Raw genomic sequence first — 24,350 nt, forward strand, 5'->3', positions numbered from 1 at the left:
TTAGTTATTCCTTGCCATTCCGCCAAAAATTTTCATTTTTTCACTAATGCTGTAGAAAACTAATAGCCTTCCGACATTCTTTTTCAAAGGAAGTCCTCATAAAAGATTGAAATGATATATACGATACTTTTTGGGGAGGAAATATGATGGAAGCTACCTATAAAACGAAAGATGTCACGAATAAAACAGGCATCCCAAAACATATAGTTCGCAAATATAGTCAGCTGTTAGAGGAACATGGTTATATGATTTCCAAAACAGCTGATGCTCGTATTTATAAACTTGATGATTTAAAACTATTGAAATCTATACACGAAAGAGCTGCTACATTACAAGAAGATATTTCAGAAACGATACCGATTATTTTAAAAGAAAAAGAGGCCCCACCTGTACCAGTTATACAAGATAAGCAAGAGATACAAACGAAAGAAAAAGAAGATGGGCGTAACTTTGAGGAGTTCATGTTAAAACTTGAAATGCTAGCTCAATTAAATGAAGCAATTATTCATCAAAATTCTACTCTAATTACACAAAATCGTTTAAAGGATGAGAAACTAGACGAATTGATGCAACAAGTTTATGTAAAAGAAGGCTCTCAAGAAAAAATGCTTCAAGAGTTAGTCGATCACGCCGCTCAAACAGATGCACTGCAAAAAGAAAAGATGGACTTATTAATGAATCATATGTATAAACGAGAATCCAAACAGGAAGAAAAAATGAATAAACTTGTTAGTCAAATTTATAACAAAGACAGTAACCGTGATGCACAGCTTATGCAAGTTATTCGAGAAATTCAAGAAACAAAAAGAATGGTTGCTGCCTCAAAAGAGCAAAGCTTCTTTCAATCATTTAAAAGTTTATTTAGCCGAGCAAAACAAGAAAAAACAAATGAATAAACAATATAAATTAAAAAGTTACCTTTCATCGGTAACTTTTATTCCTTATTTTGTACAGCTGGTAATATAATAATTGCTTCAGTGCCTTTTCCACTTTCACTCTTATATTCCAATGTACCATTATGCGCTTGTAAAATACTAAATGTTACCATAAGTCCTAATCCTGTCCCTTTTTCTTTTAAAGAATAATATGGTTGCCCAAGCCTTGCTAACTGTTCTTTCGTCATACCAACACCACTATCTTTAACTCTTATTATGATTGTTTCATCTTTTTGAATAGCTGTTACTTTTAAATATCCTTTATTTCCTTGAATTGCTTCAATACCATTTTTAACAACATTCATAATAGCTTGCTTCAATTTTGTCTTATCACCAATCGTATAAAGGCTTTCTGAAATTTCAACTTGTAAATATACACCTTGCATCGCTGCAAATGACGACATAAGAGTGGTCATTTCTATTAATTGGGCTGATAAACAAATGTGTTCTTTTTTCTCAATTTGCGGCCTTGCTAAATTTAAGTAATCTGAAATAATTTGTTCCGCCCGATCCAATTCAGCTAATACAAGACGCATATAATCCTTATTCTTCACATCTTCCGTACTTTCTAGCAATTGGATAAATCCACGAACAACAGTTAGTGGATTTCGAACTTCATGTGCCACACTTGCTGCTAACTCACTTACAATATTAAGCTTTTCTGATTTTTGCATCTCTGTACGTAGCAATGCATTTTCATTTAAATATTCAGTTAAATACACCTGAAATACCATTGTCATGACCATGATAAGCGAGGCAAATATAAATCCGCTATATATTTGCGAAATATACGGTGTAAATCCTGTTTCCAAAAGAACATTAATCATGCCTAATACTAAAGAAACAAGCACATAAAATGATGAAATCATAAATGCTAAAATTAATTTCTTATCCCTTGAAAAAAGAGACCATTTCTTTGATAAAAATAGCGGAACTATCAATAGAAATATTACTTCTAAAACTGGAAGAAAGCTCATTCCCTTTAGTAACCATTCATATGCAACAAAAATAACCGCTGGGATTAAACCAACAATCCCACCATATAAAAAACCACTGACAATTGGAATGGGGTGAAAGTTATACCCACACACATTGCCAAAACAAATAGAGTATGTCATGGAGAGAACGAGCGTAACGCTAGATAAAAACATAATAAAGTAACGATTTGGCTTCGGAGGCATTTCTTGATAGCGATTTAAACGAATCGCTTCATATAAAAATAGTGGCAAAATTATGATGGCAATTTGAATCAATAAATCACGGATAAGCTCCATAACCTCTCATCCCCTATATGTATTTTGATATGATTATATCATTTTATAGGTGTATTTGTTTTAAAATTTTGATTTTTCTTAACATATTTGTTAATTCTTTGTTAACAACTCATAATAATTGTTACAGATTTTCGAAATGATTGTAAACCCTGTACCAAATTTCCTTCGTGCAGTATACAATGAATACGGATTACAAAGAAAATATAAAAATACTTTTTTAGACGGACAATTATAGCAAAATACAGCATATAATCCATACTATCTATGTTTACAAATAAGTGATCATTACTTTAGTAGGAGGAAGATAAATATGGCGGGTACTACGCTTGTTTTAAAAGAAGAAAATTTGGTTGTTCTAGAAAATGTTGAAAAATCAGTATATGAAGAGTTACAGCATAAAGCGGGAGATGAAAACTGCACATGTGCTGTAAACGAATCAGTCGTTCACCTTGGCAAGGTATCCTCTGTACTCTGGAATGAAGATGAAATAGATTGGGAATACGGATATTAAAAAGTCGCTTATAGCGGCTTTTTTTCTCTTTTCTCTCTCTTTCTAAATAACATATACAAAGCGTAATCATAGAAAATATGATAAAATGAACTTAATTTTCAAACGGAAGAAAGGGAGATACAATGGAACAATTCATTAACCCTAGAGTGAAGGACATCCAAATTTCTGGAATCCGTCAGTTCTCTAACATGATTCAAAACTATGATAATTTGATTTCTTTAACAATTGGACAACCCGATTTCCCTACACCTTCTCTCGTGAAAGAAGCGGCTAAACGGGCTATTACAGAAAACTATACAAGCTATACACATAACGCTGGTTTACTAGAATTACGTAAGGCAGCTTGTAACTTCGTAAAAGATAACTACGATTTACATTATTCACCTGAAAACGAAACCATCGTTACAATCGGTGCTAGCGAAGCAATTGATGTTGCATTCCGAACGATTTTAGAGCCAGGAACAGAAGTAATTTTACCTGCTCCTATTTATCCAGGCTACGAACCTATTATTCGATTATGCGGTGCAACGCCTATTTTTGTAGATGTTCGTGAAACTGGATTTCGTTTAACAGCTGAAGCGCTTAAAAATGCTATTACAGAAAAAACAAGATGTATCGTACTACCGTATCCTTCTAACCCAACCGGTGTAACTTTATCAACAGAAGAGCTAAAAGATATTGTAGATGTTTTAAAAGATAAAAATATTTTCGTCCTTTCAGATGAAATTTATAGCGAGCTTGTATATGAACAAAAGCATACATCTATCGCTCATTTCCCAGAAATGCGTGAAAAAACAATTGTCATTAACGGTTTATCTAAATCACATTCTATGACTGGCTGGCGTGTTGGACTTTTATTTGCACCAAGTTATTTAGCAGGACACATATTAAAAGTTCATCAATACAATGTAACGTGTGCTACTTCAATCGCTCAATACGCTGCAATTGAAGCATTAACAGCAGCTAAAGACGCACCAAAAATGATGCGCCACCAATATAAAAAACGCCGTGATTACGTATATAATAGACTCACTCAAATGGGATTAACAGTTGAAAAGCCAACAGGTGCATTTTACTTATTCCCATATGTTGGTCATTTGACATCTTCATCATTTGATTTTGCACTTGATCTTGTCAAAGAAGCGGGACTAGCTGTAGTTCCTGGAACAGCATTCTCTGAATACGGTGAAGGCTACCTTCGCTTGTCCTATGCGTATAGTATCGAAACTTTAAAAGAAGGCTGCGACCGATTAGAAGCCTTTCTAATGAAAAAAGCTAAGAGTTAAACTCTTAGCTTTTTTATGCATAATGATCACAAGTTTGACGTTTTAGTAATTTATGAGGAATAATGATACACTTTGCAGTGGATTCTGCATTCTCTACTTTATCAACTAAAGCTTTTGCTGCCTCATATCCTAGCTGATAAATATTCACATCAACTGTCGAAAGTGGAGGGCTCGCAATTTCTGATAATAAAGCATTATTAAAGCTTACAATAGAAACATCTTTCGGTACAACGAATCCTTTTTTAGAAAGAGCACTTAACACACCAAGTCCAATTAAGTCATCCGTTGCCATAATTGCCGTTGGCGGTTGCTGCAGTCCCATTAATTCCTCAACAGCTTGTTGACCACTTTCCCTCGAAAAATCAAAATGTAAAATATATTCTTTTGGTAATACAATGTCTGCTAATTTCAAGGCATCACTCATACCAGCTAAACGATCTCTCGTTACAAGTAAATCTGATCCACCACCAATGAACGCGATTTGCTTATGCCCTAATGAAATTAAATATTCTGCCACTTCTCTTGCAGCTGTATAATTGTCATTATCTACATATGTAATTTCATCTTTTCGATCATATGGTTTTCCTATTAAAACAAACGGGAAATTTTGTTCATGTAAATATTGAATAATCCGATCATTCTCCCTTGAATATAAAAGAATAATGCCACCAATTTGGCGTCCCTGTACCATCTTTACGACACCATTAAAAATTTCTTCTTCCGTTTCACCTGTCGACATGTAAAGCGCATAACCTTCTACGTGTGCAAATGAACTAATCCCTCTTATAACTTCTGGGAAAAATGGATTTTGAAAAGCTTTACTTGCAGAACTTGGCATAACAAGACCAAGTGTTTTCGTCGTTTGGTTCGCAAGATTTCTCGCATTTAAATTGGGATGATACCCTAATTCACTCATCACTTTCCTAACACGGCGCTTTGTCTTTTCACTTATACTTGGATTATCAGCAATTACACGAGAAACTGTTGATGGTGCAACATTCGCTTGCTTCGCCACATCTTTAATTGTAACTGTCATAAAAATCCCCCTCCTCTCATTTCTCTGCCATTTTTCATATATTTTATCTCGCACTCATTGCAAGTCATAAACTTTCATTTCTTATATCTTGCAAAACTAATCCTATTCTCCCTCTTCATGTATTGTAAGGGATATAGCTATTTTTTCCTATACTATAATATACTATTTATTTCACTTCTTTTCACATGTGATGTCAAATCTCTTTTCATCTCCCTATAAACTTATTTATAGGGAGATGAAAAGAAAAATGGGACGTAATGTCCCATTTTTCATCCTTTTGTACCTCCAGCTGTTAAACCAGAAATAAAGTATTTTTGTAGTGATAGGAATAAAATTGAAATTGGGATCGCAATTAACACAGAACCCGCTGCAAACGTTGTAAATTCATTACCGAATTTCTTCGCAACCATTTCATATAATCCAACTGCTAAAGTATAATTTTCTGGTGTTCGCAAAATAATACTCGCTAAAATGAAATCTGTAAATGGACCAATGAAAGTAAATAACGCTACAACCGCTACGATTGGCTTTGCAAGTGGCATAATGATTTGCCAAAAAATACGAAAATGTCCTGCTCCATCCATTCGAGCTGATTCATCCAGTTCTTTCGGAATCGTATCAAAATACCCTTTCATAAGCCATGTATTCATCGGAATAGCCCCGCCTACATAAATTAAAATTAATGCAAGGTGTGTATCAATTAATCCTGTTAATTGAGCTAATACGTATAAAGCAATTAACGCTGCAAAGTTTGGAATCATTTGCAGAATTAAAAATGTTAATAAACCATTTTTTCTTCCAACAAAACGATATCTCGAAAATGCATAAGCGGTAAAACTAATTGCTAACACTGAGAAAATCATCGTTAAAACACTTACTTTTAATGTGTTTTTATACCATAGTAAGTAATTACTATTCTCTAGATCTAATAACTTACGATAATGATCTAACGTTGCATTTTGTGGAATAATACTTGATCCAGATAAACTATCACCTGGATTAAACGATGAGCCAATAATCCATAATAACGGATAGAAAATGATGGCACACATTACGAAAATAACTAAATAACTTAATGAGAGACGTAACATCTTCTGTCTTTTAATATTCATTTACATCATATCCTCTTCTTGGAATGATTTTGTTCTCTTAAATTGCCATAACGCAACTGTAATAACAATTAACGATAATATCATTGTAAGAGCTGCTGCTTTTCCGTACTGCGCTGAAGTCATCGTTAACTTATAAATCCATGAAATTAAAATATCCGTTCCACCTGCGTCTTGTCCAGCTACAGCAGGACCTCCACCATTAAATAGATAGATGATACTAAAGTTATTAAAGTTAAACGTATATTGCGTAATTAATATTGGTGCTGTTGCATATAACACAAGTGGCAATGTAATTTTACGAAACTGTTGCCAAGCTGTCGCTCCATCTACTGTAGCCGCTTCATATAATTCTCCCGGAATCGATTGCAGTATACCTGTTGTCATCGCAAAGATAAACGGGAACCCAAGCCACGTTTGAATCATAATTAAAGCAATCTTCGCCCAAAATGGATCTGTCATCCAAGCAATCTTTTCAATTCCGAATAAAGCTAATACTTGATTGTTAATCGCTCCGAATGTTTCATTAAACATACCAGAGAAAACAAGAATAGATACGAATGCTGGAACCGCCCACGGTAAAATGAAGATTGTTCGAATAATCGCCTTTCCTTTAATACCAGGCTGATTTACGATAATCGCTAAGAAAATACCAAGTGCAACTTGTAATGTTGTTGCAACGAATGTCCAAATGACAGTCCAAGAGAATACACTTACAAATGTCTCTCTCCACATCGGTAAAGTGAAAATATCAATAAAGTTTTTAAAGCCCACCCAATCTACTAATTTAGCTGGAGGAGAATGATATAAATCATAGTTTGTAAATCCAATTAAAATTACGAAGATGATTGGAAATACGACCACAAAGATAAGTAGTAGAAAACCTGGTGAAACCATTAAATAAGGAAAACCTTGATCTAACAAATTACGATATTGCTCTTTTACAGAATTTAACGGTGTTCCGCTATCACGTTTCTTTCCATTTTGGTATGCATCATATAAGTTAAATGCATATATGCCTAGCCCAAAAGCGATAACGATAAGGGCCAAGATTCCTTCTACTAATAGAAAGACAGAATGGTCACGTGGAACTTCTGTACCAAGCGTTACAATACCCCATAATCCCATATTTAATAAATCAGCAAAGGCTACAATAAAAGAACCTGTTAATACTAGAAAAATAAGACCTTTTACAAATTGTTTATTATACATTTGGCCCACGCCTGGAATGATTGATAACATGGTTGCCATTTTCCTATGCTTTGAATGGTTTAACCCATTTGCTGGTTCCATAGATGTTTGCATGTTCCTTCCCCCTTTTTTCTTCCTACATGGAAGGGAGAGAATTCGTGCCTCTCATATTAGAGGCACGAATTTCACCTTATTTTTTCTTGTTATGATTTGCCTCAATATTACCTTTAATTTGTTTCACTGCACTATCAAGCGCCGCTTTTGGTGCCTCTTTATCTGTAACAACTAATTGAAGCGCATCTCCAGCTGGTTTCCAAACTTCTTGCATTTCTGGAATGTTTGGCATTGGAATTCCATTTTCAGATTGCGTTGCAACTGCTTTTGCAGCTTCGTTATCTTTAATAATTGGATCTTCCATTACTGATTTTACTGGAGGAATTTCTTTTGTTTTCTCAAATCGAATTTTTGCGTTTTCTTCATTTGTTACCCACTCAGTGAATTTTGTAGCTAAATCATTTTGTTTAGAGAAACTTGTTACATGCCATCCTTTAACCCCAACAAACGTTTTCATTGGTTGACCATTTGGTAATTTCGGCATTGGAGCAACGCCATAATCAATCCCGTTCTTTTCCATTGCTTGGAACGCCCATGGGCCATTCATGATAGAAGCTGCTTTTCCTTCATTGAATAGTCCATCAGCAGCAGGCCCACCTGATTCACCGATAATACCTTTTGGGAATAATTTTTCCTTGTACCATTTTTGAAGATATTCAGCACCTTGTACTGCTCCACTATTATTTAATCCAACATCACTTGCATTTGGCTTTCCATCTTTTTCACCAAATACATAACCGCCCATACCTGCCATGAATGCATTAGCAAAGTAGAAGTTATCTCCTAATGCTAAAAATCCGTACTTGCCATCTTTCGTAAATTCTTTTGAGAAGTTAAACAGCTCGTCCATCGTTTCTGGCGCTTTTGGCATTAGTTTTTTATTGTAAATAAAGACTGGTGTCTCAATTGCTTTTGGTAAACCATATAATTTTCCATTATATGTCTGTGCTTCTATTGATGAATTAGTAAATTTACTCTTTACAGCATCATCTGCTTTCACTTCAGAAAGTAAACCTTCTGTTACTGCATTTCCGATTTGATCGTGTGGCAATGTTACAACATCTGGTCCAGTCCCCGCTGGCCCATCAAGGCGTAACTTCTTCACTTGATCTGTCATTTGCATTTCAACAACTTTTACTTTTACTTTATATTTTTCCTCAAAGCTTTTCACTGCTGGTTCTAAACCAACACCTTTTTTATCATCTTCCCAAACAAGAAGATCATAGTCTTTTTTCGCTTTACTTTCCTCTTTTTTCCCTGAATCTTTCGGTCCACATGCAGATAACATACCAATAGATAATGCTGAAACCGTTAATAATGATAATGCTTTCTTCATCCCAAAAACCTCCCTAAATTGTCTATGTACCTCAGTAACTGAAAACGTTTGCATTTAATAGTTTAATTGAAGCGCAAACAATATCTCAATCTATGAAAACGTTTGCGCTATTTGTCTATCATTATACATTCTTTTATTCATTTTGCAAATATTAATTTAAAAATTATGTCATTATACTCTTTATACATTGACTTTATATAAAATGAATACTACTCTTATAAGCAATATTAAAGCTACGAGAAAGGCAATCGTTTGCAATACAGGCTTTATTATTACACTTAAGGGAATACTATGTATAGAGATATTGAAGGGGGATTTTCTATATGTTTAAAGAAGCCATTTATCATAGGCCGAAAGATAATTATGCATACGCTTATGATGAACAAACAATTCACATCCGAGTACGTACTAAGAGAGATGATATTCAAAGCGCCGATCTTATTTACGGTGATCCTTACGAATGGAAAGACGGGAAATGGATATCAGCAAGTACACCCATGAAAAAAACGGGTTCTACTGCATTATTTGATTATTGGTCCATTGCAATTGAACCAAAATTTAAGCGCTTACGTTATGGGTTTGAATTAAAATCTGAAACAGACACTCTTATTTATGCAGAGCGAGGATTCTTTTCTAGCATTCCAAATGATGATGTTGGTAACTTTTTCTGTTTTCCATTTATTCATGCAGATGATGTATTCAAAGCACCATCTTGGATTAAAGACACCATTTGGTATCAGATTTTCCCTGAGCGATTCGCTAATGGCGATAGTACGCTGAATCCAGAAAACACCCTTCCTTGGGGAAGTGCGAATCCAACTCCAACTAATTTTTTCGGCGGAGATTTTTCTGGTGTTATTCAAAACCTTGATTACCTTGTTAAGCTTGGCATTTCCGGAATATATTTCACACCTATTTTCAAAGCTCATTCAAACCATAAATATGACACAATTGACTATATGGAAATTGACCCACAATTTGGGACGAAAGAAACTTTTAAAGAGCTCGTTGAAGAATGTCATAAGCACGGTATAAAAGTAATGCTCGATGCTGTGTTTAATCATAGTGGATACTTTTTCGAGAAATTTCAAGACGTACTAGAGAATGGTGAGAAGTCCGCATATAAAGAGTGGTTCCACATTCATGAATTTCCGATTATAACCGAACCACTTCCAAATTATGATACTTTCGCCTTTACACCGTATATGCCTAAATTAAATACAGCTCATCCAGATGTAAAAGAATACTTACTTGAAGTAGGACGTTATTGGGTACGAGAATTCAATATAGATGGCTGGCGCCTTGATGTCGCCAATGAAGTCGATCACAACTTTTGGAGAGAATTCCGAACTGAAATAAAGACACTAAATCCTGAAGTATATATTTTGGGAGAAATTTGGCACGATGCCCTTCCGTGGCTACAAGGCGATCAATTTGATGCTGTCATGAGCTATCCTGTTACAAATGCTCTACTTTCTTACTTTGCTAACGATTCCATTAAAGCAAGTGAATTCATGAAGCAAATTACAGAATCTCTACATTCCTACTCTATGAATGTAAATGAAGCAGCATTTCATTTATTAGACAGCCATGATACTCCAAGAATTTTAACAACATGCAACGGAGATAAAAATAAGTTGAAATTGCTCTATGTATTCCATCTTTCTTTCATCGGCTCTCCTTGTATTTATTACGGGGATGAAATTGGTATGGATGGCGGCATGGACCCTGATTGCCGTAAATGTATGATTTGGGATACTAAAGAACAAGATCATGCATTATTTACCCATATACAAACATTGATTTTATTACGTAAACAACATAAAGCATTTGGAGGACATGGTACTTTTCAATTCATCGAAGCAAATGATGAACATAATTATATTTCTTATACGAAAACATATGAGGATGAAACTATCTTTTTCGTTTTAAACCCTACTAATAGTGAAGTTACAGTTTCACTCCCTCTTCATGTTACTGGTAAGAAAATAATTAACATTTATACAAACGAAGAATTTTCAGCGGAAGCAAGTGTATTACAAGTTACACTTCCTCCATATGGATTCTCCATATTAAAATGGTAATCCAAAAAAGCCTTATGCCAAGTTCGAAATGGCATAAGGCTTTTTCTTATTTCAATTTGAACACTATCGCTTCATACGGACGTAATGGAATGTTATCTATTGATCCGATTTCTACATCGTAATTGTGTATAAATAACTCTGATTCACTATAACTAATATCCTTAGGCATTTCAAATACACTTTCATCCGCAGTAAAGTTTGCAATGACAAGTAGTTTTTCATCTCCATATGTTCTTACATAAGCAAAAATAGAAGGGTCATTATCTAATATTAAATCATATGATCCATACACAACTATTTCATTATTTTTGCGTAGTTCAATTAATTTCTTATAGTAATAAAAAATTGAACCTTCATCTTGGATTGCTTGTTTCACATTAATCTCTTTATAGTTAGGATTTACAGTAATCCAAGGTTCACCTTTTGTAAATCCAGCGTGATTCTGATCATTCCACTGCATCGGAGTTCTAGCATTATCACGACCCTTTATATAAATAGATTCCATTACTTTTTCTATATCTTCACCATGGTCTATCACTTTTTCTTTATACATATTTAACGTTTCAATATCTCGATATTCATCAATTGATTGGAATCGAACGTTCGTCATTCCAATTTCCTCTCCTTGATAAATATATGGCGTTCCTTTCATCATATGAAGAACTGTCGCTAACATTTTTGCTGATTCAATGCGATACATTCCATCATTACCAAAACGAGATACAACGCGAGGCTGATCATGATTATTCCAATAAAGGCTATTCCATCCGGTATGCTCTAATGCTTTTTGCCACTTTGTTAAATTCTCTTTTAAAGTAAGAAGTGAGCATGGTTTTACATCCCACTTTCCACCTTCTCCTGAATCTAAATCCATATGTTCAAATTGGAATACCATTTGCAACTCTTTTCGTTCTTCTCCAGTATACAATTTCGCTTCTTCTGTCGTTACACCAGGCATTTCACCAACCGTCATAATATCATAATGCGATAATACTTCCTCATTCATTTCATGTAAATATTTATGAATGTTTGGACCGTTCATAAAATGCTTATGACCTGAAACATACCCCTCTTCTTCTGTTTCAACAGCTGGTAATCCCTCTTCTTTAGAAATAAAATTAATAACATCCATACGGAAGCCATCAATTCCTTTTTCTAACCAAAACTTCATCATTTCATAAACATCTTGTCTTACCTTTTCATTATCCCAATTTAAATCTGGCTGTTTTTTAGAAAACAGATGTAAATAATATTCATCCGTCATTTCATCATACTGCCATGCAGATCCACTAAAAGCAGCTCCCCAGTTGTTCGGTTCTTTCCCTTCTTTTCCAGGGCGCCATATATAGTAATCTCTATATTTATTATCTTTTGATTTACGTGATTCAATAAACCAATTATGTTCATCCGAAGTATGATTAACAACTAAGTCCATCATAAGTTTCATATTACGTTCATGCATTTCATGTAATAGCTCATCCCAATCTTCCATTGTTCCGAACTCGTTCATAATTTTACAATAATCGCTTATATCATAACCATTATCATCATTTGGAGATTCATAGACTGGTGATAACCAAATCACATCAATCCCTAACTCTTTTAAGTAATCTAGCTTTGAAATAATCCCTTGAAGATCTCCTATACCATCACCATTACTATCCATAAAGCTACGAGGATAAATTTGATATACTACACTTTCTTTCCACCATTGTTTTTCCATTATGCTACCCCATTTCATTCATCATTCATTTTTCTCTTTTTTAAGGCGCAAACGTTTTCATTAATGAATGATAACAGATTCTATCTCAATTTAAAATAGCGCTTACAATTTTTATTGTTCTTTTTCTAAGAAAACATATGAAAACCACTAATAAATCTCCAATAAATGAAAACGTTTTATTTTTTTATTTATTTTTTGAATCTATTCGTTTATAATGAACTCAAAGAAAACGTTTGCATAATTATTTCTAGGGGGAAATACCATGGCAGAACTTAAATTAGAAAACATTTATAAAATATATGATAATAACGTAACAGCTGTAACTGATTTTAATTTACACATTCAAGATAAAGAATTTATTGTATTTGTCGGTCCTTCTGGATGCGGAAAATCTACAACATTACGAATGGTAGCTGGACTTGAAGATATTTCAAAAGGCGAGTTTTCAATTGATGGTAAACTAATGAATGATGTTCCTCCAAAAGATCGAGATATCGCTATGGTATTCCAAAACTACGCTCTTTATCCACATATGAGTGTATATGATAATATGGCATTTGGATTAAAACTTCGAAAAATACCAAAAGATGAAATCGATCGTCGTGTGAAAGATGCAGCAAAAATTTTAGGACTTGAACAATATTTAGATAGAAAACCGAAAGCATTATCAGGTGGACAGCGCCAACGTGTTGCGTTAGGTAGAGCAATCGTTCGAGATGCAAAAGTTTTCTTAATGGATGAACCATTATCAAACTTAGATGCTAAACTCCGTGTTGCAATGCGCTCAGAAATTTCTAAGCTACATCATCGCCTTGGAACAACAACAATTTATGTAACACATGACCAAACAGAAGCAATGACTATGGCTTCGCGTCTTGTCGTTATGAAGGATGGAAAAATCCAACAAATTGGAACTCCAAAAGAAGTATACGAAACGCCAGAAAACATTTTCGTGGGTGGATTTATCGGCTCACCAGCGATGAATTTCTTCCGTGGTAAATTGACTGAAACCGATTTCGTTATAGACAATACTATAAAAATTAAAGTATCTGAAGGAAAAATGAAGATGCTACGTGAACAAGGCTATGTAAATAAGGAAATTGTTTTAGGTATTCGTCCAGAGGACATTCATGATGAACTACTATTTTTAGAAGCTTCACAATCTACTGCCTTCACAACAAAAATTGAAGTCGCTGAGTTATTAGGTGCTGAATCCATTTTATATATGAAACTTGGGAATCAAGATTTTGCGGCACGTGTAGATGCAAGACATACGTTTTCACCTGGTGACCAAATTAAATTAGCATTTGATATGAATAAAGCGCATTTCTTTGATAACCAAACTGAACAACGTATTCGCTAAAAAATTTATCTTTACTATACACATACAAAAAACCGTCCACATATATTGAGGGCGGTTTTCATTATTATACTAGGGCTTCTACTGTATGAAATGATTGTCCTTTCGTGCTAATAATACCGAAAATCGGTAAATCACTAAGCACCACTTCTTCTTGCTGTTTCATAAAAGATGACGTTAATTGTTTTATCTCTATCCAAACGTCATTAATACAAAGTACATTGGAATCGTTCTCTTGTTGGCGAGAAAAAATAGAATCTATTTTATATAAACCTGCATTTTGAAAAAGCATATCAATGCGACTGAATGCATTCAAAGTAATGCTAATAACGCGTTGCCAATCTCCTTGCTTTCCCATATCATAGGATACAAAAAGTGCCTCTCCGCCTAGATTCATAATTTCCTCCACTGTTGCTTGTCCACTCTCTTGATCAATGTCCGTCACAATAACTTTTGCGCCTTGTTTAGCCAACAAAAGAGCTGTATTACGTCCAATACCGATGCCACCGCCAGTTACGATAGCAACTTTTCCTGCAAGCTTCATTTTCATTACCCCTTCTATAAGTCTTACCGTCATTCAGTATACTCCTTTATAAGATTAATCTGCAAGCAAGAAAAATTGCTATTTTATTTGTAAACGTTTACTTTTTATCCTTCTTTTTTCTTATTATTACGCTGATCGAAAACTAAACCGATGAAAATTAAAATCCCCCAAAAGATTACACTACCTCCAGTCATTTTAATCTCCCCCTTATTATATAAAGTGAAATTTTAATCAGCCCCAATATGGCGGAATAAAGATATTATTTTTAATCATTATATCATTTTCTTAATTTTCAATCTATTATAAATAGAATTAACACATTTTAGCTTTTCCTTACTGTAAACATTCCCCATATACTTATAAAATCAAAAAGACCCTTTTATATATAAAAAGGTCTTTTTTTCATTATACAAGACTTATTACTTTCGTTTTTGTAATTAAATCCTGAAAACCACAATTATCTTTGCGGAACAACATCATATATATATTACATATTAATGGAATTCCTAATAGCAATACGTTCGGCAATAACACTACAAAAAATCTTATAATTAATGTTTGCAACGTTAGCTTTTCGCTCTTCAATGAAATTAATTTTATTCTCGTTACCTTTTTTCCAAGTGTAACACCGTTCCAAATAAAGGGTAACACAATAAAATAAATCGCCATTAATATAAAAACTACTGCGAAATCATATCTAAAATCACCTAAGCTTATATTAAAGCGCTTAAACATAGCACTATAGTTTCCAGTCATAATAGCTACTACTGCACCATACATAACCGAGATTAAAAACATGTCAATTAGGGAAGCACCTATGCGATTCATTACAAGCGCTGGACGATGTATCTTTAACTTCATTTTATGTCGACTCCTTCATATCCTTCTTTACCCGTCTCATCGTACCACTTCTAAAAAACATTGTAAACTAGCGTTTCTCTTACTTTTCTTGTACAATTTGTTACAATAGCATTATAAAGGAGGTTCCCATATTGAAAAAATGGATAATCCTATTCGTCGCCTTCCTATTAACTGGTTGTGCAGGAAACACAGGTCACTTAACTTATACGGTTAACGATGAATACGAACTCATACGTACTTCTGGAAATGCATTTGAACTTTTCCCCTCGCAAGATGCTGTATATGCCACACAATACATCCCTGCAAAAATTACAAACATTGCTTGGGATGATAAATACATTATTGCAAAACAAACCGAGGAAAAATCAGATCCGAATAACCCTGACGCAGCAATTGCAAATAAAAAAAGTGAACATTATTGGATTATTGACGTAAAGCACAATAAACGTTTCGGTCCCTACAATGAAAAGCAATTTAATGAACAAAAAGATGCGTTTAAAATTAAGGTGCCTTTTCAAAATGTAGATTCATACATAAAAGAAATAAAAAAACAGTCAGCATAATATTTGAATGCTGACTGTTTTGCCTTACATTATTTTAGTGAGATGTTAAACGTTTGTGGCTCTTTTACAACATCTTGTGTTTCTGAATCTCCTGCAAGTAAATCATCAGTTGTAAACTGAATATCCTTTACCTTGTCTTTTCCATCGTCAAGTATTAAACCAATAATACCATCTCTTGTTTCACCAGGCTTATAGTCTTCTCTTGATACATTTTTTGTACCAACTAACGTATCTTCGTCATATAAAAAGTTTTGAGTGGCTACTTTAAAATGTTGCTTACCATTAATCATAACATCATTCATAGAGAAAAATTGCATATTTTTATTTCCGGTATTCTCCACTTTATATGTAATCTCAACGTAACGAATTGTATTACTAATCTCTGTTCCACTTAGCGATGCATATAATTCTGCATCTTCTTGGCTTACTTTATCTCCTAATCTCCGTTTTACTTCTTCAGGAGTTAGTGCCGTGTATACTTTCAATGTTTTTTTTGCCTTTTCACTCATCTGTGATAAAGAAATTACTTTCACATCTTGTACGTGAATTTTCATTGGCGCTACTTCAAATGTTTGATTCACAGAATGCATCTGCTCTAACTTGAAAGTACCCCATCCTGTTTCTTTCACTTTTTGTCCTACTTTTTTCAGCTCACGCCCACCATATTCTTTTGTTTCAGGAATAGATTCTTTCTTCTTTGGTTCAGCTTTCTTTTCTTCTTGATGGAAGCAACCACTTAACATAAGAAGAAAACTACATAAAACAAAAATACTTTTCCATGCTTTCATCATTTCATTTCTCCTAACGCTATCATTCATGAATATAAAATTAGTCCCTGGCTTTGTAAACTATAGAAACAATGACAAGTCCACAAAATGAACTTGTCAGTCCAGATACTATTATACCTCCAATTTGGAAAATATGAAAATAGGGATCTAGGAACGCGTGCACGATAAATATAATAGTTGCTACAACAATTACTGAAACCCAATACTTTCTTTTTTCCGAAGCTAAAATAAGATCTTTACCCATTTCATTTCTATACTTCCATAAAACGTATACTAATAGTAGAACACCAATACATGTACTTCCATGTTGCATATATTTATAAACAGAGATACCGTACCATTCTCTTTGTAATAATGGTATTTTCATAACGAAATAGCCTGTCTTATGAGTGAATGCATCCCAAACAACATGCGTGAGCATACCGAATAATGCAGAATAGCAAAATACAAAGAATTCTTTCCAGGTATGTAGCCCCCACCTCTCATCTATTGCATATGAATAATAACCAGCAAACGGTTTAGGTAAATGCGTTATAAACGGCTTTTTTAAAATGTAGTGATATATGTATGCGAGTAGAAATACAAGCGGTAAATTTAAATATAAGAACCCGAGCCATTTATGGCCAATAACACCATACGGTCTAAAGTGTAAAAAATATTCAAAGTCAGGCGCCATACTACCTAATATAAGAGCCGTTACTGAAATATGTTTAGAATGCTTTTTCGCAAAAGGAAGAACTGCTGCTGGATGTGCAAATGTAAACGGCATACTTTAACTCCTTCTCACATTTTCAATAGAATACCATATATCATAACGAGAGAATGGATCTTCATGCAATATTTATTTTCACATTGGAATATGATAGTTTAAATGATATAATCCACATAAAATATTCAGAAAATAAGGAAGGAATTCAGGTGTCATTAACACTTGTATTTGCCGCCTTTTTAGAATCAAAATCCGTTATGAATTGAGGTTTATATATTGATTGACGTACCCTTTTTACAAAATGTTACATTAAAAAAAGAAAATATCCCTAGTTTTTCCGCATATCCTTACTGCTTACCTGCTATCCGAACATTACAATCACTAGTTTTTCATCCAAATGTAACATTCATTATTGGAGAAAATGGAACGGGTAAATCAACATTACTTGAAGGAATTGCAATTGCGTTAGGCTTTAATGCAGAAGGTGGAACGAAGAATTTCCGCTTTAGCACTAACGATTCACATTCATCTTTACATGAATACCTTCGAATTTCCAAAAGTTTCAATACACCAAACGACGGTTTCTTTCTTCGCGCTGAATCATTTTATAACGTTGCTTCTTATATTGATGAAATAGATGCTATAAAATCTTACGGCGGCGTTTCACTACACGAACAATCTCACGGCGAATCATTCTTTTCCTTATTTATGAACCGTTTTTCAGGACAAGGTTTATACATTTTAGATGAGCCTGAGGCAGCTTTATCACCAATGAGACAACTTTCCATGCTTATTCGAATGCATGAGCTAGTGGAACAAGGTTCACAATTTGTTATTGCGACGCATTCTCCTATTTTAATGGCCTACCCTGAATCCACTATATATTCTTTAACACAAGAAGGGATTCACGAATCCACATTAGAAGAAACTGAGCATTACCAAACGACGAAACTTTTCTTTGAAAATCGTGATCGATTATTTCATCATCTATTTGAGTCGTAAAAAAAGAAGCAGCAATAGCTGCTTCTTTTTTATAGTGCTTCTATAAATAAGGCAACCCCGATACCGCCACCGACGCATAAAGAGGCAATTCCTTTTTCTAACCCACGTCTTTTTAATTCGTGAATTAAACTTACTGTAATACGAGCCCCTGTACAACCAATTGGATGCCCAAGTCCTACGCCACTACCGTTTACGTTCACTTTTTCACGGTCTAAGCCTAACTCTTTCTCTACAGCTAAATATTGAGCCGCGAAAGCTTCATTAATTTCAAGTAAATCTGCATCTTCCAATGACCAATCTACTTTTTCTAAACCTTTACGAATTGCTGGTGCTGGTCCAATACCCATAATTTTCGGGTCTACTCCAGCTACTGAATATCCAACAATTCTAGCTAACGGTTGTAAGCCTTTTTCTTTCGCTTTTTCTTCGCTCATTAATACTAGAACTGCACTTCCGTCATTCAGGCCAGATGCATTACCTGCAGTTACAGACCCATCTTTACGGAATGCTGGTTTTAACCCTGCTAATTTTTCCGCTGTAATATCTGCACGTGGATGCTCATCCTTCGAAAATATAACTTCTTTTCTACGTTCTTTTATTGTAATAGGAACAATTTGATCGTCAAAGTGTCCAGACTCGATTGCCTTCAGTGCCAATGTATGACTGCGAAGAGCAACTTCATCTTGTTCCTCTCTTGTAATTTCATATTGTTCAACTAAATTTTCCGCTGTTTCACCCATCATAATATGGTGAATCGGATCTTCTAACACTTCCCACACCGTATCACGAATTTCTCCGTGCTGTAGACGTTGTCCCCAGCGGTGCTGTTTCAATGCATAAGGGCTCGAACTCATCGCTTCTACTCCACCTGCAACAACAACATCACTTACACCTAATTGGATTTGCATTGCAGCTGACATAATTGCTTGCATACCTGAAGAACATTGACGTTGGATTGTATATCCCGTAACTGTGTCAGGAAATCCTGCCGCTAATGCAGCTGTTCTCGCTGTATTTGCTTCATCAGTTCTTTGAATACAATGACCTAAAATTACTTCATCAACTTCATGTGGTTCTACCCCGCCTCGTTTTACAGCTTCCTGAAGTACAGGAACAGCTAATTCTACTGGCGTTACATTTTTTAGCGCTCCTCCAAAAGTTCCAATTGGCGAACGAACTGCAGCTGTAATAACAACATTATGCATTTTGTACTTGCCCCTCTCTTATGTACCCTAGTAAGTTTTTAGGTGAAATTCCATAAGATGTATATCTATAACTATCATACTATAAACATACTAAAAAATCAAAATATTTAATATAATAAAAATAGAAGGAATTAACCTTCTATTCTGTCAGTGCATATAAAAACTTTTGCAAAATTTTCTCTGTCGTTTCATTCAATTTTGGCAACTTATCTACTGGAAAATATTGAAGTTTCAACCCTTCATGATCGAGCTTTAATTCCCCGCTCACATGATGTGCCTGATACAGATGAATGACATTGAAAATTTCATCGCCATTCGGATAACGGAAATATACTTCTTTTCCTGATAGAACACCAAGAAATTGCATTATTTTTGCAGTTAACCCCGTTTCCTCAAATAACTCTCTACGTGCCGTTTCTTCTGTCGTTTCACCCAGTTCCATCGCCCCGCCAGGTACACCCCAATCATATGTATCTGAACGATATTGAAGCAATACTTCTTGTTTATCATTTAATATAATGATTGCTGATCCTACGAGAATAAGCGGTCTTGTACCAACGACTTTTCGTAACTCTTCAATATACCCCATATGTAAATTCCCCTTTCCCTAACCTCCCTTATCATAACAAAATTTCTCTCTTTTTGTTCATGTAATTTTAAAGAAAAAAAGGAAGCTTTCGCCTCCGTTTTTTCATCTTTATTTCTTAAAACTTTCATATTTTACAGCTTCAAAAGCTTCCTCAATTTCATCATTACGATAATGGACATATGTAAAACGACCCAATTCTACTAATCTTGCTATTTCCTGTAACGCTTTATGCTGCTCATATGTTTCTTTCAGCTTAATATGTACATAAAACTTCATTAAAGGATGTTCATATAAAGGTTCTCCCACCTCTACATATACATCTTCAACCCCTTGTACAACTCTTACATAACTCGCAAATTGATAAAGTGCTTCTCTGTCTGAAACGATTTTTAATGTATACATATATTCTCCCCCTTTCCTTTACTATATCAAAAAGACGACCATACCATGTTATAGAACTATGAAATTTTTTCGACTTGTCATCTACATATTCAATAAAGAAGGCGTTTATCCATACATGACATCTTTTCCCCACATATATTATAGGAAGAACTTTTTTTCATTTGAGGTGTTCCTTATGGATCCATACGTCAATATATGTATTTGCATTACTCCCGGCGCCGATATTTCTGATGACCGCATCGCAAAAGATTTAGCTGTTGCAGAATCAATTTGGCACCCCATTACATTTCAAATTCAAGAAGTAATTGTATTAAATGAACTTTTCCGTTTTTTTGACCGTGAAATCAGTTATAAAAATTCCATTCAAAGTCAAGAAAAGTTGGCATCCTTTTTCCAAACATGTGTAAATGAAGCTCCTGAATGCGACCTTTATATTTGTTATATTGGCAGTGATTATTTCAAAGAAACAGCAGTAATTGCCTGCGCTTATTCTTTAGCAAAACAACAGCAACTTACTGGCTATATCGTTTTAACAAATTCGGCTGCCCCTATGAAAAATATATATACGCTCGCTCACGAAATCGGTCATATTTTATTTACAAGACGTATTCATGGAAAACTTACTCATGCAGATCCTCATTCTCCAACCGGCTCGGAGCACCACCCTTCTCCAACAAATCTTATGTATCCGATAGTCCCTCGTCCAGAAAACGTTCATATTCATTCCTTATTAACAGCAGAACAAAAAGCGCTCTCTTTACAAAGCTCTTTATTACAAAGAAAAAAACAGTAACCCTCATGTTACTGTTTAAAACAACTTATTCCAATCAACAAAACAAATCCCGGCTGCTAGAAATAAAAATAGACAACTAAATGTAAATGTAATCCCTCTAAAAATCCCTATATAATATTTCTTTGGAAATAATTTTTGGTATATCCAGAGCAGCCGCTTTTTATTGAATTTCTAGTTCATACTTTTTCTTTCTTCAATTTTTAAAGACCATTTCATTAATCCATATATACTTCCATACATAAGTAAGACCTTTGTAATTCCCCAAAATACATTACTTTCTTCTAAGTCTTTAAATAAGAACATAATCATAAGAGGAACAATTAGTACAAAAACACCCATCCAGCCAAGAACATATACTTCACCAATAAGAAGTAATAAAAAGATAATTGCTGCTAATATATATGTTTGCATTGTCGCCAATTGCAATACAGGTGTCCCATACCATTTATTCATAAACATCAATAACACCAATAATAAAATAGGAACCATTACTATTACATAAATCATTCCAAATTCTACTAATTTACTTTTAAAAGAAGACATTCTAAATGCAACAATCGTTCCAATAATCGTAATGATTAAAACGATAGGATAACCAATTAACTGTACATTTGTTAACGTAAATTGTTGATCGGGGCTTCCAAATAAAATATTTGTCAGTAACCAATATCCACCAATACCAATAATCATCCCTAAAATACTTTTTATGCTCCCGCTTTTATCCTTCTCCATCTCTTTCGCTAATTCTTCCGCATACTCTTTTGGTGAGTCACCAAATATGTCACTTACTGTCTTTCCCTTTTTTTCACCTTCTATTAAATGAAGCTCTGCATCTTCTAGAAAAGCGTCCACATCTTCTTCTTTAATCCCTTTTGTTATTAAATATACTTTCGTATCGATTAAAAACTTTTCACCTTCTTTAGAAATCTTCATTATAACCCCTCCCTTATTTAACCATTTCTCTTCTATTCGTCTTCATCATAATTTCAAGGAAGATTAAAATAAACAAACTTCCGTATAAACATATAATTTGAAATAACATTGGCACGAGATCTTCAGATGTAAATGTTTTAAATAGTAACATAATCGAAAGTGGAATAATTAAATATAAGTTTTTAAACCATCCATCAAAATACATATTTACCGCTACTGTAATGATAAAAATACCACCAGCCAATAAATAACTTTGCATTTGATTGAATATAAACATTTTTGTAGGATATATCACATCTAGTACCATAATGACTCCCATTAAAAACATTGGCGCTATCATTACTAAAAACCACATAGAAAACCACGTTTTTGAAAAACTTGTTACAAAAGTCATTTTGCGAAGTAGAAAATTAGGACCTATAACAACTAAAATAAATGAAAAACTATAACCGATACACTGAATAAGTGAAATCTATAACATTCCATGGTTCACTATTAAGATAGAAGCAATAATCCAAAACGATACGATATTCATTACTGTAAAACCAATTTGCTTCCACGTTTCCTGTCTATCCCTTTCCATCACTTTTACAAGTTCATTTGCATATTCTTTCGGTGAGCTTCCGAAAATATCTTCTACACTCTTCCCCTCACTCTCAGCTTCTATTAAATGCAACTCTGCATCTTCTAAAAAGTTTTCAATATCACTTTCTTTTACACTCTTTGCCGTCAAAAATAATCTCATATCTAACAAAAACTTTCGCGCTTCACTTGATAGCATTATTTTTTTCTCCCCTTCCCTTCAAGTAGACGCTCTACACTACTTTGCATCGCTTCCCAGCGATCCATAAATTCACCAAGTGCTTCCTCACCTTTTTCTGCTAATGTATAATATTTTCTCTTTGGACCAGATGGAGATTCCTTCATTACGCTTGTTATTAGTCCTTCTTTTTGCATTCGTATTAATAACGGATAAATACTTCCCTCACTCGCCATTGTAAAACCATACTTCGCTAGCTTTTCACTCATTTCATAACCGTATATTTCGCCTTCAGAAATAATAGCAAGTAAGCATCCTTCTAAAATCCCTTTCAGCATTTGACTTGTCGACATAATTTAAATCCTCCTAACGATATTTTTTTCCAAATGTTTGCAGGAATTTCATTATAGCTTCTCTAAATAGAGCACTATGAAAACTTTATTATGAAGGGATGTTTTTCATCATGGTTACAAATCGAGTTGTCTTTTTAACAGGTGCTGCAAGTGGTATTGGTTATGAAATGGGAAAGGCTTTTGCAAAAGAAGGTGCAAAAGTTGTGATTACCGATCGACTTGAAGAACGTGCAAAAGAAGCTGCTGAACAATTACAAAATGAAGGTTTTCAAGCTATCGGTTTAAAATGTGACGTTACATCTGAAGAGGAAATTACAGCAGCAATTTCTCAAACAGTTGATCATTTCGGTTCATTACATATATTAATTAACAACGCAGGAATGCAACACGTTTCACCCATTGAAGACTTTCCAACTGAAAAGTTCGAGCTACTAATTCAAATTATGCAAATTGCTCCGTTTATCGCAATTAAGCATGCCTTTCCGATTATGAAACAACAAAAATATGGTCGTATTATTAATGTCGCTTCTATTAACGGCCTTGTCGGATTTGCTGGAAAAGCTGCCTACAATAGTGCAAAACATGGCGTAATTGGATTAACAAAAGTTGCTGCTTTAGAAGGTGCTACGCATGGTATTACTGTTAATGCCCTTTGCCCTGGTTATGTCGATACCCCTCTTGTACGTAATCAACTACAAGACTTAGCTACTACACGAAATGTACCACTTGAAAATGTTTTAGAAGATGTTATTTATCCACTCGTCCCACAAAAGCGCTTATTACAAGTACAAGAAATCGCTGATTATGCGATGTTTTTAGCGAGTGAAAAAGCTAAAGGTATAACGGGACAAGCTGTTGTTATAGATGGTGGTTATACCGCTCAATAAAA

General features: G+C 34.3%; 25 protein-coding genes and 2 pseudogenes. 9 read left to right on the forward strand and 18 right to left on the reverse strand.

The window, feature by feature from the left end; translation table 11 throughout:
- Positions 1 to 146 precede the first annotated feature (146 nt).
- The gene (locus DN407_RS19790) at positions 147 to 896 is read left to right on the forward strand and encodes a DUF3967 domain-containing protein (RefSeq protein WP_000388471.1); all 750 of its coding nucleotides are present in this window, start codon (positions 147 to 149) and stop codon (positions 894 to 896) included.
- A gap of 38 nt (positions 897 to 934) precedes the next feature.
- Here the strand turns inward: DN407_RS19790 and kinB are convergent, their stop codons facing one another.
- Positions 935 to 2,209: a sporulation sensor histidine kinase KinB gene (gene kinB, locus DN407_RS19795; protein WP_000420369.1), complete on the reverse strand. Its 1,275-nt coding sequence runs from the start codon at positions 2,207 to 2,209 to the stop codon at positions 935 to 937.
- 310 nt (positions 2,210 to 2,519) lie between these two features.
- On the opposite strand from kinB, the gene DN407_RS19800 reads away from it, so the two are divergent.
- Positions 2,520 to 2,720 carry a hypothetical protein gene (locus DN407_RS19800; RefSeq protein ID WP_000929277.1) on the forward strand — a complete coding sequence of 67 codons (201 nt, stop codon included), beginning with the start codon at positions 2,520 to 2,522 and terminating at the stop codon, positions 2,718 to 2,720.
- A gap of 122 nt (positions 2,721 to 2,842) precedes the next feature.
- Positions 2,843 to 4,006: an aminotransferase A gene (locus tag DN407_RS19805; protein WP_000434578.1), complete on the forward strand. Its 1,164-nt coding sequence runs from the start codon at positions 2,843 to 2,845 to the stop codon at positions 4,004 to 4,006.
- A 13-nt stretch (positions 4,007 to 4,019) separates the two neighbouring features.
- On the opposite strand, the gene malR is transcribed toward DN407_RS19805, so the two are convergent.
- The 4 genes from malR to DN407_RS19825 all read right to left on the reverse strand — a co-directional run bounded on the left by malR (position 4,020) and on the right by DN407_RS19825 (position 8,792).
- Complete coding sequence (malR, locus tag DN407_RS19810) at positions 4,020 to 5,042, reverse strand: maltose operon transcriptional repressor MalR (RefSeq protein WP_000219053.1); 1,023 nt, start codon at positions 5,040 to 5,042, stop codon at positions 4,020 to 4,022.
- A 269-nt stretch (positions 5,043 to 5,311) separates the two neighbouring features.
- Positions 5,312 to 6,154, reverse strand: a complete 843-nt coding sequence (gene malD / locus DN407_RS19815; protein ID WP_001022608.1) for a maltosaccharide ABC transporter permease MalD — start codon at positions 6,152 to 6,154, stop codon at positions 5,312 to 5,314.
- Positions 6,155 to 7,456, reverse strand: coding sequence for a maltosaccharide ABC transporter permease MalC (malC, locus tag DN407_RS19820; protein WP_001194996.1), 1,302 nt, complete (start codon positions 7,454 to 7,456; stop codon positions 6,155 to 6,157).
- 76 nt (positions 7,457 to 7,532) lie between these two features.
- Complete coding sequence (locus tag DN407_RS19825; RefSeq protein ID WP_000709923.1) at positions 7,533 to 8,792, reverse strand: extracellular solute-binding protein; 1,260 nt, start codon at positions 8,790 to 8,792, stop codon at positions 7,533 to 7,535.
- A 323-nt stretch (positions 8,793 to 9,115) separates the two neighbouring features.
- On the opposite strand from DN407_RS19825, the gene DN407_RS19830 reads away from it, so the two are divergent.
- The gene (locus DN407_RS19830) at positions 9,116 to 10,876 is read left to right on the forward strand and encodes an alpha-glycosidase (protein WP_000471776.1); all 1,761 of its coding nucleotides are present in this window, start codon (positions 9,116 to 9,118) and stop codon (positions 10,874 to 10,876) included.
- Positions 10,877 to 10,922: 46 nt separating this feature from the next.
- Here the strand turns inward: DN407_RS19830 and malL are convergent, their stop codons facing one another.
- Complete coding sequence (malL, locus tag DN407_RS19835; RefSeq protein ID WP_000415178.1) at positions 10,923 to 12,599, reverse strand: oligo-1,6-glucosidase; 1,677 nt, start codon at positions 12,597 to 12,599, stop codon at positions 10,923 to 10,925.
- Positions 12,600 to 12,861: 262 nt separating this feature from the next.
- On the opposite strand from malL, the gene DN407_RS19840 reads away from it, so the two are divergent.
- The gene (locus tag DN407_RS19840) at positions 12,862 to 13,962 is read left to right on the forward strand and encodes an ABC transporter ATP-binding protein (protein ID WP_000818931.1); all 1,101 of its coding nucleotides are present in this window, start codon (positions 12,862 to 12,864) and stop codon (positions 13,960 to 13,962) included.
- A gap of 64 nt (positions 13,963 to 14,026) precedes the next feature.
- Here the strand turns inward: DN407_RS19840 and DN407_RS19845 are convergent, their stop codons facing one another.
- The 3 genes from DN407_RS19845 to DN407_RS19855 form a co-directional block, all read right to left on the reverse strand.
- The gene (locus DN407_RS19845) at positions 14,027 to 14,536 is read right to left on the reverse strand and encodes an SDR family NAD(P)-dependent oxidoreductase (RefSeq protein ID WP_000218410.1); all 510 of its coding nucleotides are present in this window, start codon (positions 14,534 to 14,536) and stop codon (positions 14,027 to 14,029) included.
- A gap of 71 nt (positions 14,537 to 14,607) precedes the next feature.
- Complete coding sequence (locus DN407_RS19850; protein ID WP_000145650.1) at positions 14,608 to 14,697, reverse strand: hypothetical protein; 90 nt, start codon at positions 14,695 to 14,697, stop codon at positions 14,608 to 14,610.
- Between the two features lie 211 nt (positions 14,698 to 14,908).
- Complete coding sequence (locus DN407_RS19855) at positions 14,909 to 15,364, reverse strand: RDD family protein (RefSeq protein WP_097999114.1); 456 nt, start codon at positions 15,362 to 15,364, stop codon at positions 14,909 to 14,911.
- 131 nt (positions 15,365 to 15,495) lie between these two features.
- Between DN407_RS19855 and DN407_RS19860 the strand changes: the two genes are divergently transcribed.
- On the forward strand, positions 15,496 to 15,927 hold the full coding sequence (locus tag DN407_RS19860) for a DUF3997 domain-containing protein (protein ID WP_098541577.1): 432 nt from the start codon (positions 15,496 to 15,498) through the stop codon (positions 15,925 to 15,927).
- A 29-nt stretch (positions 15,928 to 15,956) separates the two neighbouring features.
- Here DN407_RS19860 and DN407_RS19865 read toward each other — a convergent pair whose 3' ends face one another.
- Both DN407_RS19865 and DN407_RS19870 read right to left on the reverse strand, forming a co-directional pair.
- Complete coding sequence (locus DN407_RS19865) at positions 15,957 to 16,718, reverse strand: hypothetical protein (protein WP_000973895.1); 762 nt, start codon at positions 16,716 to 16,718, stop codon at positions 15,957 to 15,959.
- 37 nt (positions 16,719 to 16,755) lie between these two features.
- Positions 16,756 to 17,484, reverse strand: a complete 729-nt coding sequence (locus DN407_RS19870; RefSeq protein ID WP_001116847.1) for a DUF4184 family protein — start codon at positions 17,482 to 17,484, stop codon at positions 16,756 to 16,758.
- A 216-nt stretch (positions 17,485 to 17,700) separates the two neighbouring features.
- Between DN407_RS19870 and DN407_RS19875 the strand changes: the two genes are divergently transcribed.
- Positions 17,701 to 18,426, forward strand: coding sequence for an AAA family ATPase (locus tag DN407_RS19875; RefSeq protein ID WP_000568010.1), 726 nt, complete (start codon positions 17,701 to 17,703; stop codon positions 18,424 to 18,426).
- A gap of 29 nt (positions 18,427 to 18,455) precedes the next feature.
- Here DN407_RS19875 and DN407_RS19880 read toward each other — a convergent pair whose 3' ends face one another.
- The 3 genes from DN407_RS19880 to DN407_RS19890 form a co-directional block, all read right to left on the reverse strand.
- The gene (locus DN407_RS19880; protein WP_088066411.1) at positions 18,456 to 19,631 is read right to left on the reverse strand and encodes an acetyl-CoA C-acetyltransferase; all 1,176 of its coding nucleotides are present in this window, start codon (positions 19,629 to 19,631) and stop codon (positions 18,456 to 18,458) included.
- A 139-nt stretch (positions 19,632 to 19,770) separates the two neighbouring features.
- Positions 19,771 to 20,220, reverse strand: coding sequence for an NUDIX hydrolase (locus DN407_RS19885; protein ID WP_002005651.1), 450 nt, complete (start codon positions 20,218 to 20,220; stop codon positions 19,771 to 19,773).
- Positions 20,221 to 20,328: 108 nt separating this feature from the next.
- On the reverse strand, positions 20,329 to 20,622 hold the full coding sequence (locus DN407_RS19890; RefSeq protein ID WP_000288330.1) for a DUF3928 family protein: 294 nt from the start codon (positions 20,620 to 20,622) through the stop codon (positions 20,329 to 20,331).
- Positions 20,623 to 20,797: 175 nt separating this feature from the next.
- On the opposite strand from DN407_RS19890, the gene DN407_RS19895 reads away from it, so the two are divergent.
- A complete protein-coding gene (locus tag DN407_RS19895) occupies positions 20,798 to 21,415 on the forward strand; it encodes an ImmA/IrrE family metallo-endopeptidase (RefSeq protein ID WP_000371605.1) in 618 nt (205 codons plus the stop codon).
- Between the two features lie 15 nt (positions 21,416 to 21,430).
- Here the strand turns inward: DN407_RS19895 and DN407_RS32205 are convergent.
- The 4 genes and pseudogenes from DN407_RS32205 to DN407_RS19915 all read right to left on the reverse strand — a co-directional run.
- Positions 21,431 to 21,574: pseudogene (locus DN407_RS32205) on the reverse strand (DNA-binding protein); the annotation flags it as partial.
- Positions 21,575 to 21,586: 12 nt separating this feature from the next.
- Positions 21,587 to 22,348: a DUF1129 domain-containing protein gene (locus DN407_RS19905; protein WP_087967374.1), complete on the reverse strand. Its 762-nt coding sequence runs from the start codon at positions 22,346 to 22,348 to the stop codon at positions 21,587 to 21,589.
- Positions 22,349 to 22,361: 13 nt separating this feature from the next.
- A pseudogene (locus DN407_RS19910) lies at positions 22,362 to 23,129 on the reverse strand (DUF1129 domain-containing protein).
- On the reverse strand, positions 23,129 to 23,461 hold the full coding sequence (locus tag DN407_RS19915; RefSeq protein ID WP_087967370.1) for a PadR family transcriptional regulator: 333 nt from the start codon (positions 23,459 to 23,461) through the stop codon (positions 23,129 to 23,131). The pseudogene DN407_RS19910 and the gene DN407_RS19915 overlap by 1 nt, the downstream one beginning before the upstream one ends.
- A gap of 110 nt (positions 23,462 to 23,571) precedes the next feature.
- Here DN407_RS19915 and DN407_RS19920 point away from each other — a divergent pair, with 110 nt between their 5' ends.
- Positions 23,572 to 24,348: a 3-hydroxybutyrate dehydrogenase gene (locus tag DN407_RS19920; RefSeq protein ID WP_000258428.1), complete on the forward strand. Its 777-nt coding sequence runs from the start codon at positions 23,572 to 23,574 to the stop codon at positions 24,346 to 24,348.
- Positions 24,349 to 24,350 lie beyond the last annotated feature (2 nt).

It is taken from the genome of Bacillus sp. JAS24-2 (genome assembly GCF_008274905.1).
In the GTDB taxonomy this organism is placed as follows: domain Bacteria; phylum Bacillota; class Bacilli; order Bacillales; family Bacillaceae_G; genus Bacillus_A; species Bacillus_A cereus.